Source organism: Mycobacterium sp. (assembly GCF_047975165.1).
GTDB lineage: Bacteria > Actinomycetota > Actinomycetes > Mycobacteriales > Mycobacteriaceae > Mycobacterium.
The window spans coordinates 1-10,212 of the sequence record NZ_JBKECZ010000171.1 but is presented as its reverse complement, the minus strand read 5'-3'; the positions used below and the strand labels follow the sequence as shown (position 1 = coordinate 10,212).

General features: G+C 65.8%; 6 protein-coding genes and 3 pseudogenes. 5 read left to right on the top strand and 4 right to left on the bottom strand.

The window, feature by feature from the left end:
* Positions 1 to 216: pseudogene (locus ACK5M9_RS16270) on the top strand (hypothetical protein); the annotation flags it as partial.
* A 65-nt stretch (positions 217 to 281) separates the two neighbouring features.
* Here the strand turns inward: ACK5M9_RS16270 and ACK5M9_RS16265 are convergent.
* Positions 282 to 1,223 (bottom strand): annotated as a pseudogene (locus ACK5M9_RS16265) (fumarylacetoacetate hydrolase family protein); the annotation flags it as partial.
* 271 nt (positions 1,224 to 1,494) lie between these two features.
* On the opposite strand from ACK5M9_RS16265, the gene pstS (ACK5M9_RS16260) reads away from it, so the two are divergent.
* Complete coding sequence (pstS, locus tag ACK5M9_RS16260) at positions 1,495 to 2,616, top strand: phosphate ABC transporter substrate-binding protein PstS (protein ID WP_416894174.1); 1,122 nt, start codon at positions 1,495 to 1,497, stop codon at positions 2,614 to 2,616.
* Between the two features lie 357 nt (positions 2,617 to 2,973).
* Complete coding sequence (locus ACK5M9_RS16255; RefSeq protein WP_416894173.1) at positions 2,974 to 5,013, top strand: serine/threonine-protein kinase PknD; 2,040 nt, start codon at positions 2,974 to 2,976, stop codon at positions 5,011 to 5,013.
* Positions 5,014 to 5,113: 100 nt separating this feature from the next.
* On the opposite strand, the pseudogene pstA reads toward ACK5M9_RS16255, so the two are convergent.
* The 3 genes and pseudogenes from pstA to pstS (ACK5M9_RS16240) all read right to left on the bottom strand — a co-directional run.
* Positions 5,114 to 6,004, bottom strand: a pseudogene (gene pstA, locus ACK5M9_RS16250) (phosphate ABC transporter permease PstA); the annotation flags it as partial.
* A 17-nt stretch (positions 6,005 to 6,021) separates the two neighbouring features.
* On the bottom strand, positions 6,022 to 6,990 hold the full coding sequence (pstC, locus tag ACK5M9_RS16245; protein WP_416894172.1) for a phosphate ABC transporter permease subunit PstC: 969 nt from the start codon (positions 6,988 to 6,990) through the stop codon (positions 6,022 to 6,024).
* Positions 6,991 to 7,002: 12 nt separating this feature from the next.
* The gene (gene pstS, locus ACK5M9_RS16240; RefSeq protein WP_416894171.1) at positions 7,003 to 8,121 is read right to left on the bottom strand and encodes a phosphate ABC transporter substrate-binding protein PstS; all 1,119 of its coding nucleotides are present in this window, start codon (positions 8,119 to 8,121) and stop codon (positions 7,003 to 7,005) included.
* 267 nt (positions 8,122 to 8,388) lie between these two features.
* Between pstS (ACK5M9_RS16240) and ACK5M9_RS16235 the strand changes: the two genes are divergently transcribed.
* Both ACK5M9_RS16235 and ACK5M9_RS16230 read left to right on the top strand, forming a co-directional pair.
* A complete protein-coding gene (locus ACK5M9_RS16235) occupies positions 8,389 to 9,180 on the top strand; it encodes an SDR family oxidoreductase (RefSeq protein ID WP_416894170.1) in 792 nt (263 codons plus the stop codon).
* A 48-nt stretch (positions 9,181 to 9,228) separates the two neighbouring features.
* On the top strand, positions 9,229 to 10,212 hold a 984-nt coding region (locus ACK5M9_RS16230), incomplete at its 3' end, for an Nramp family divalent metal transporter (protein WP_416894175.1).

The window sequence follows — 10,212 nt, the reverse complement described above, 5'->3', positions numbered from 1 at the left end:
CGCGGCCACACCGAATGGATCCCACCCCCACACCTCGACACCGACCAACCCCGCGTCAACAACTTCCACCACCCCGAACGACCCTTCACCCGCCGGCAAGCCGAGGCAACCGGGGAAGACGAGGCCGGCGACGGAGAAACGGGGGACGGCGCGAAAAACAGGGACGGCGCGAAAAACAGGGACGGCGGGAAAAACGGAGAAGACGAAGAAGTCTGAGCCAGAGAATGCCAGCCCGGAGAAGACGCGCAACCCTCCCACCATCAGGGCACGTCAAGCGACCCCGGGTCAACGCGCGGCGCCAGCGGGAACGGGGCCGGGGTGGCCCGTACGGTCTGCCGCGTCTCACCCAAGCCCTCGACTTCGAGGGTTACCACGTCGCCGTCGCACAGCCAGCCCGGAAATGCTTCCGGCTTCGTCAGGTGCTCCACCAGCGTGCAGGTGGGCACCGTGCCCGAACCGATCACGTCGCCGGGGCGCAACGGCACCCCGCGCGAGATGTAGGAGATGACCTCGCCGAAGGTCCAATCCATCGCCGCGGTGTTGCCCGAGCCAATGACGGTGTCGTTGACCCGGGCTGTCACCCCGAGGGTCAATCGGTCGTCGCGGCGGTAGGGCTCCAGCTCATCGGCGGTAACGAGGTACGGCCCGAGGGTGACACCGCTGTCCTTGCCCTTGGCCTGCCCGATGCGCAGCTGACCCTCCAGCATCTGCAAGTCCCGGGCAGACCAGTCGTTGAAAATCATGTAGCCGGCGATCGACTGCTCCGCCTGCTGCACTGTCAGATCCTTACCCGCACAGCCGATCACCGCGGCGACCTCCAATTCGAAGTCCTGCCACGCGCTGCCGGGAGCCATCGGGACATCATCGTACGGGCCCAGAACAGTTGTCGGACAAGCAAAATAGAATGCCGGGATGCGATACCAGGTGTCGGTCAGCATCCGGCTGCCGCCGAGGGCCTCCTGGCAATTACGCATATGGTCCAGGAAGCAGAGTGTGTCCCGAATCGACGGCGGGCAGGGAATCGGCGCCGCCAGCGACACGTCGTCAAGGGCGACAACCGCCGCCGGCGTCCTCAGCGCGTCCTCCCCGGCCACCCGCAACGCGTCGACTCCGGCCCCAAGCAGGTTGACCAACGTCGCACCCGGCGGCACCGCATACACCTCGGCGCCGGACACCACACCTACCCGGTCGCCGTCACCGCTTCTGTAGGTCACCCATTTCATTCCCACACCACCCCAATCGGATTCCGGCCGGGCGACGACCAGCGTCAGCGAGACTGCCGCTGACGGCTAGCCTGACTCCGCCGACAGTAACGCGCTGCGTCGAAAGTAACGCGCCCCACCGCCCACCAGCGCCCCCTGCCCCCCGCCCCCTCGCCGCTGCCCCCTGCCCCCTGCCCCCACCCCAGCCGCCCGCGTCGACTTCGGCTTCACCCCCTTGTCCACTGACATATGCTCATCTGTGCCGCCAATCCAAGAATTCCGAGGAGTTGCCGTGAAATTCGGTCCATCCGGCGCCACAGTCAGCCTGCTTGCGGTGAGCGCCCTGCTGTTGTCGGGATGCGGCGGCCACTCCACCGGCTCGTCATCGGATTCGAGTCCCACACCCGTCGTGCCGGTGGACTGCGGCGGCAAGAAGAAGATTCTGGCCGGTGGCTCGACGGCACAGAAAAACGCGATGGAACAGTTCGTCTACGCCTACATCCACTCCTGCCCCGGTCACACGCTGGACTACGCGGCCACCGGCTCGGGCGCCGGGATGAAGGCGTTCCTCGGCGGCCAGACCGACCTCGCCGGCTCGGACTCGCCGATGAACGCGGACAAGGGCGAGCCGGAGCGGGCACGGGCGCGGTGCGGCTCCCCGGCTTGGGACATTCCAGTGGTATTCGGCCCTATCGCGGTCACCTACAACATCAAGGGCGTCAATTCGCTGAGCCTCGACGGCCCGAGTATCGCCAAAATCTTCAATGGCGGGATCACCAAGTGGGATGACCCTGCGATCAAGGCCCTCAACCCCACCACCAACCTGCCGTCGACGAGTATCCACGTCGTGTCCCGATCCGACCAGTCCGGTACCACCGACAACTTCCAGCAGTATCTCGACGCAGCGTCCGACGGAGCATGGGGCAAAGGTGCCGGCCAGACATTCAACGGCGGCGTCGGCGAGGGCGCCGCAGGCAACGACGGCACCTCACAGGGCATGAAGCGGACCGACGGCTCCATCACCTATAACGAATGGTCGTTCGCGGTGGGCCACCAGTTGAACATGGCCCAGATCATCACCTCGGCGGGCCCGGAGGCCGTCTCGATCAGCGCCGAGTCCGTCGGCAAGACCATCGAGGGCGCCACCTTCAAAGCCGGCAGCGACAAGAACGACCTGATCGTCGACACCTCGTCGTTCTACCGGCCGACGCAAGCCAACGCCTACCCGATCGTGCTGGTCACCTACGAGGTCGTCTGCTCGAAGTACCCGGATGCACCGACCGGCGGGGCCGTCAAGGCCTTCATGCAATCGACGATCGGCGACGGTCAAATCGGTTTGGACGAATACGGCTACATTCCCCTGCCGAATTCGTTCCAATCCAAATTGATTCCGGTCGTGAACGCCATCTCCTGACCCGTCGGCTCCTCCGAAGCAGCACGGGACGTATTGCGCTGCCGCTGATTCCACCGATCGTAAATCGAACCTATCGCTGGGCGAACATGGCGCGCCAATCAATAAGTTTGCAAACGCCTTTGGGTGACAAAACCTTTCGGATGAGCAACTTTGCCGACGCCGGATCCGGTCCGGCCCGCCGGAACCGTTACGGACTCGTGATCCAAAATCCCCGCTCGGTCGCCCAATGCTGTTGTGTGCCCGCGCTCTGAGGAATTACCGTGGGTTGACCACCGGCTACGCGATTGCGACGGCGTGGGTTCCGCGATGCGGCGGTACCGGTGCGGCACGGGTTTCCCGACGAAAGGAGTGCCGACGGTGACCAACACCCAGCCGGAACCTCGGGTGGGGTCGCGCTTCGGGCCCTATCAGTTGGTGCGCCTGATAGGCCGCGGAGGAATGGGTGAGGTCTACGAGGCCGAGGACACCCGCAAACACCGCGTCGTAGCGCTGAAATTGATCTCACCGGCCTATTCCGACAACCAGCTTTTTCGCACCCGGATGCAGCGCGAGGCCGACACCGCCGGACGGCTGACCGAACCGCACATCGTCCCGCTCCACGACTACGGCGAGATCGACGGGCAGTTCTATGTTGACATGCGCCTGATCGACGGCGTCTCGTTGCGCTCAATGCTCACCCAGTTCGGCCCGTTGGCACCCGCCCGAGCGGTCGCTATCACACGGCAGGTCGCCGCGGCATTGGACGCCGCACATACCCACAGCGTCACCCACCGCGACGTCAAGCCGGAGAACATCTTGATCGCCCGGAACGACTTCGCCTACCTGGTGGACTTCGGTATCGCCCGCGCCGCTCAGGATCCGGACGTGACTCAAGCCGGGATGGTCGTCGGGACATACAACTACATGGCCCCGGAACGATTCACCGGAGACGAGGTCACCTACCGGGCGGATATCTATGCGCTGGCCTGCGTATTGGGGGAATGCCTGATCGGGGCGCCGCCGTACCGTGGCGAAAGCGTAGAGCGGTTGATCGCCTCGCATCTGATGGAACCGATCCCCAAGCCCAGCGTGCTGCGGCCGGGGCAGGTCCCGGAGGCGCTGGATCAGGTGATCGCCAAGGGCATGGCCAAGAACCCCAACGACCGCTACCTCACGGCGGGGGATCTGGCCGCCGCTGCCAGCGCAGCGCTCACCGAGCCCGAGCGGCGCCAGGAAGCCACCATTCTGCGGCAAGGCGACAACCAAGCGCTCATCGCGCCCGGGCAGCCGGCGAGCCACACGGGGCAGCCGTACAACAGCTCGGACGAGACCGTCGCCCGGCCGATCCCGCCGATTCCCCGCGCATCGGCCACCGGCCCGGGTGCCGATTCCGGGCAGTGGACGCAAGCCGCCCCGGTCCCCGCCGCCCCCGCAACCCCGGCAGCCCCGGCCCCCGTCCCGCCGGCCGCCTGGGCGCATCAATCCGAGGGCGCGGCACCTGCCGCCAAGTCCAACAAGTCCGATAAGTCCAACAAGTCCAAGATGATCGCCGCCGCGGCCGCCGCAGCCCTGCTGGCGATAGCCGCTGTCACCGCCTACCTGATTTTCAAGCCCGGTCGGGGCGACGGTGCGCAGTCGACCGACGGCCAACAGGTGTTGGCGTTCAAAGGCCTGACGTTCCGCTTCGCCCCCGGCGGGGTAGCCGTCGACCCGGGCGGCACCGTCTACGTCACCAACCAGACGATGTACGGCCGGGTGGTGGCATTGTCCGAGGGATCGTCGTCACCAACGGTGAAACCGTTCAACGGTCTCTACGAACCGCAGGGCATCGCGGTCGACGCGGCCGGGAAAATCTATGTCAGCGACTTCAACAACCGCGTCGTCGCACTCTCGCCGGGATCGAACAACCAGGTCGAGTTGCCGTTCCAGGGGCTCGACTACCCCGAGGGTGTCGCGGTGGACGCCCAGGGCAACGTGTACGTCGCCGACCGGGGCAACAACAGGGTCCTCAAACTGGCACCCGGGTCCAGCACGCAGACCGAGGTGCCGTTCACCGGTCTCAAGAACCCCGACGGTGTGGCACTGGACGCGATCGGCAACATCTACGTCACCGACACCGACAACAACAGGGTGCTCAAGCTCGACGCCGGCACCACCAACCAGACGCAGCTGCCGTTCACCGGCATCGCCGCGCCGTGGGGCATCACGGTCGACAACGCCGGCAACATCTACGTCACCGAGCACGACGACAACAAGGTGCTCAAGCTGCCGGCCGATGGGTCCACCGCAGTCGAACTTCCGTTCACCGGCCTGAACACTCCGCTGTCCGTGGCCGTCAACAGTAAGGGCACCATCTACGTCGCCGACCGCGGCAACGGCAGAGTGGTCAAACTTCAGCAGCCCAACGGGACCCGCTAGGCCCCCGGAGCTAGCCGACCCCGGCCGACGGCCGGACACCCCGGCCCAGCCCCCCGGTCAAGCGATGCGCAAAACCTCGCATCCGATAGGCGAATCCGTGGGTGGCGGCGAACCTGATCCCCGCCGCGACCAGGTTGATCAATGCCACGATGATGATCAGGGTCAGCGCCGCACCCCAGACGCGGAGGAATCCGGCACGCTCGGGATTGGTGAGCTCGGTGTAGATCAACAGCGGCAGCGAAGCCATGTTGCCGCTGAACAGGTCGAAGTTGATCGAGCGGCTGTATCCAACCAGCACCAGCACCGGAGCGGTCTCCCCGATGACCCGCGCGACTGCCAGCAGGACACCGGACACTATGCCGGGCAACGCAATCGGGGTCACGATCCGCACAATCGTCTTCCACTTCGACACTCCGAGCGCGTAGCTGGCCTCCCGCAGCTCGTCGGGCACCAGGCGAAGCATCTCCTCGGTGGAACGCACCACCACCGGCAACATCAGCAGAACCAGCGCCAGCGACACCGCAAAAGCGCTCTGCTCGAACCCCAAGGTTGCAATCCAGAGGCTGAAGATGAACAGTGACGCGACGATCGACGGTACGCCGGCGAGCACGTCCACCATGAACGTCGTCACCCGCGCCAACCGGCTGGTGCCGTATTCCACCAGATAGACCGCGGTCATCAGCCCGAGCGGAACGGCGATGACGGCCGCCATCCCGGCTTGGGCCAGCGAGCCGTACAGGGCGTGATACACACCCCCGGCGAACTCTTCGGGCAGCACACCGCTCAGCGAGTGGGTCCACCATTCACTCCGGATGACAGCGCGCCAGCCCCGCACCACCACCACCGATAACAGCCACACCAACGGCACCAGGGCGAGGGCGAACGAGGAGACGAAGAAGATCGTCGCGACTGCGTTCTTGACGCGGCGCACCGTGCCCAGCGGCCGGAACACCACCGGTTTGAGCGGCTGCTCCAGGGGTTCCACAGGCATTCGGTCGGTCCCCGTTTCTACCCGTTGACCTTGCCGCCCGCGACCGTGCGGGCGGCCGCGTTGACCACGAATGTCAGCACGAATAACGCGAATCCCGCTGAAATGTACGCCCCGGTAGGCAGCGGACGGCTGAATTCCGAAGCGGCCGAGGCGATCTTGGAGGCAAAGGTATATCCTCCGTCGAACAGCGACCAGCGGCCCGGCTGGGCCGCCGAACGCAGGATGATCAACACCGCCACGGTTTCACCCAGGGCACGTCCCAAACCCAGCATGGATGCGGCGATCACTCCGCTGCGCCCGAAGGGGAGCACCGTCATCCGAACCACCTCCCACTTCGTCGCTCCCAGCGCCTGGGCGGCCTCGATCTGCATCAGCGGCGTCTGCCGGAACACTTCTCGCGACACCGAGGTCACGATCGGCAGGATCATCACCGCGATCACGATGCTCGCCGTGAAGATCGTGCCGCCTCCGGCCAGCGACACATTGCCATTCGCGAACAGGAACAGCCAGTCAAGGTTGCGGTTGAGGAACCGTGCCAGCGGCTCCAGTTTCGGCGCCAGGACGAAGATCCCCCACAATCCGAAGATGATCGACGGCACCGCGGCCAGCAGATCCACTATCGCACCGAACGGCCGCGAAAGCCGTTTCGGCGCATACTGAGTGATAAACACCGCGACACCGACCGCGATAGGCACCGCCAGCGCCAACGCCGCCATCGAGCTGAGCACGGTCACCATGAACAGATCGCGGATGCCGAAGGCCAGCCGGTCGTCGCGGTAGGTGTCGAATTGTGCACTTGTGAAGAAGTTGACGGTGTTCGCACGTAGCGCCGGAACGGCCCGCACCAACAGGAACACCGCGATCAGCGCGATCGCGACGACGACGGTGGACCCGGCAGCCGCGGCGAGCGACTTGAACAGTCGATCCGCTCGCCGCGAGGCGCCCACCTCCGCTAACGCATGTTTGGTCAGCGAAGGTTCGGCCACGTCCACCTGGTATCAGGAAATGGCGTCGACGGCAGCCGACAACCGCGTCTTGAATGAGTCCGGGATCGGGACGTAGCCGTTGTCGGCCAGTCCAGCCTGGCCGGCGCCGATGGTCGACTGCAGGAACGCCTTGACGGCCGCGCCGACGCCCGCGTCGGGGTATTTCGAGCAGACGATCTCGTAGGTGGCCAGCACGATCGGGTAGGAACCGGGTTGCGTCGGACGGTAGAACGAGATGGTGTCGAGGACCAGGTCGTTGCCGACGCCGGCGATGGTGGCCCCGCCGATCGTATTGCCGACTGATTCGGCACTGATCGCGACAGGTTCGGGACCGGCCGAGGTGATGACGTTCGCCATGTTCAGATGCTGCCCCTGGGCGAACGACCACTCGTTGTAGGTGATTGACCCTTCGGTGGTCTTGACGGCGGCCGATGTGCCGTCGTTGCCCTTGGCGCCCTCACCGACACCGCCCTTGAACGCCTTACCGGCGCCTTTGTCCCACGCTCCGTCGGAGGCGGCCTCGAGGTAACGCTGAAAGTTGTCGGTGGTTCCGGATTCGTCGCTACGGAACACGACGTGGATCGGAGTCGCCGGAAGCTCCGCACCGGAATTGAGTGCGACGATTGCCTCGTCGTCCCAGCTGGTGATATCACCGTCGAAAATCTTGGCGAGAACCGATCCGTCCAGATTCAGCGTGCTAACACCATTGATGTTGTAAGTCACTGCAATTGGCCCGAACACCACCGGCAGGTTCCACGCGGGCGAGCCACAGCGCTGCTTCGCCGCGGCCGCCTCGTCATTGCTCAGCGGCGAGTCCGATCCGCCGAAATCTGTTTGGTTGCCATTGAATTCGCTGATTCCGGCACCTGATCCGTTGGGTGTGTAATTCAACGTTTGTCCGCGGCAAGCCTCTTCGAACGCTTTGACGAACCTGGTCATCGCGTTGTTCTGCGCGGTCGAGCCACTGGCCTTCAGGGTGTCCTTGCCGCCGCAAGCCACGCCGCTCGACGCCGAACCACTGGAGGCGCTTTGACTGTCCCCGGTTGAGTTGTTGTCGCTCCCGCACGCGGTCAAGACCAGCGCGCCGGTGGCCAGCGCAGTCGCCGCGGCCCCAAATCGGTTGAGTTTCAAATCCGTTCCTAACGCTAGAGACGACGCCTGTTGGTCGTCGCCCACCCGTCGTCCACACGTCGGGGTTCGCCGACAACCCTCTTCATCGCCGATATTCACTCACACTAACAACAGGGTACAGACGGTGGAAGGGCCCGAGCCCGTGCGGCGCGGGCCGGGCCGCGTCGCTGTGACAAACTAGAACCTGTTTCAGCGATAACGGCCGCCGGCCGCGGGCCGCCGCCCCTGCCCTCCGACCCCCCTGCCCCCGAACGAAACGAGCCCCCGTTGATCCTCGACAGGTTCCGCCTCGACAACAAGGTCGCCGTCATCACCGGGGCGGGCCGGGGCCTGGGTGCGGCCATCGCGCTGGCATTCGCCGAAGCAGGGGCGGACGTCGTCATCGCCGCGCGCACCCAGTCGCAACTGGACGAGGTGGCCGGCCAGGTCCGCACCACCGGCCGGCGGGCCCACACGATAGCCGCCGACCTCGCCCACCCCGAGGAAACCGCGAAGCTGGCGGCCGCGGCCGTCGAAACGTTCGGGCAATTGGACGTGGTGGTCAACAACGTCGGCGGCAGCATGCCCAACACGCTGTTGACGACCTCGGCCAAGGAGCTGCGGGACGCGTTCACGTTCAACGTCGCGACAGCGCACGCGTTGACGGTGGCCGCGGTGCCGTTGATGCTTGAGAATTCCGGCGGTGGCAGCATCATCAACATCACGTCGGCCATCGGCCGGTTGGCCGGACGCGGTTTCGCCGCCTACGGCACCGCCAAGGCAGCACTGTCGCACTACACCCGCCTGACCGCACTGGACCTGTGCCCGCGGATCCGGGTCAACGCGATCGCGCCGGGGTCCATCCTGACGTCGGCGTTGAACGTGGTCGCCGAAAACGACGCGCTACGCGCCCCCATGGAGCGCGCGACACCGTTGCGCCGTCTCGGCGACCCGCTCGACATAGCGGCAGCCGCAGTGTATTTGGCATCTCCCGCGGGTGGTTTCCTGACCGGCAAGACATTGGAGGTCGACGGCGGACTGACCTTCCCCAACCTCGAAATTCCCGTTCCCGACCTGTGATGATCGGGCCGGGCGTGCGCAACCCCCCGACCGGGTCTATTACTCTCACTGTGCTGGTCGGTTCATTCTCCGATCAGTCCACCTGTATCGAAGGTCAGTGAGTTGGCACGGGACAGCGCGGACAAGGCGGGCTGGATTCTCCTGGGGCCCGCGTTCGTTGCCGCGATCGCCTACGTGGATCCCGGGAACGTCGCCGCCAATATCAGCGCGGGCACCCAGTTCGGGTACCTGCTGCTGTGGGTGATCGTCGCCGCCAACGTGATGGCGGGCCTGGTCCAGTACCTGTCGGCGAAGCTCGGTCTGGTCACCGGACGCTCACTGCCGGAGGCCATCGGCGAGCGGATGCGCCGGCCCACCCGGCTGGCCTATTGGGCCCAGGCCGAAGTGGTGGCGATATCGACCGACGTCGCCGAGGTGGTCGGCGGCGCCATCGCGTTGCGCATCCTGTTCGGCCTGCCGCTGCCGGTCGGCGGCATCATCACCGGCGTCATCTCCCTGCTCCTGCTGACCATCAAGGACCGCCGGGGCCAGCGCCTTTTCGAAGCGGTCATCACCGGGCTGCTGATGGTGATCGCGCTCGGGTTCACCGCCAGCTTCTTCGTCGCGACACCGCCCGCCGGCGAGGTCCTGTCCGGTCTGGTGCCGCGCTTCCACGGCAGCCAGAGTGTGCTGCTGGCCGCGGCGATCCTGGGTGCCACCGTGATGCCGCACGCGGTGTATCTGCACTCCGGGCTGTCCCGCGACCGGCACGGGCATCCCGAGCCGGGCCCCACCCGGCGCCGGTTGCTGCGCATCACCCGCTGGGACGTCGGTGTGGCGATGGTGATCGCCGGCGGAGTCAATGCCTCGATGCTGTTGGTCGCGGCGTTCAACATGCGCGGACAGGGTGGTATCGGATCGATCGAGGACGCCCACGTCGCCGTCCGCGACACCCTGGGGCCGACGGTGGCGGTGCTGTTCGCGATCGGGCTGCTGACCTCTGGGCTGGCGTCATCGTCGGTGGGCGCCTATGCCGGGGCGATGATCATGGCG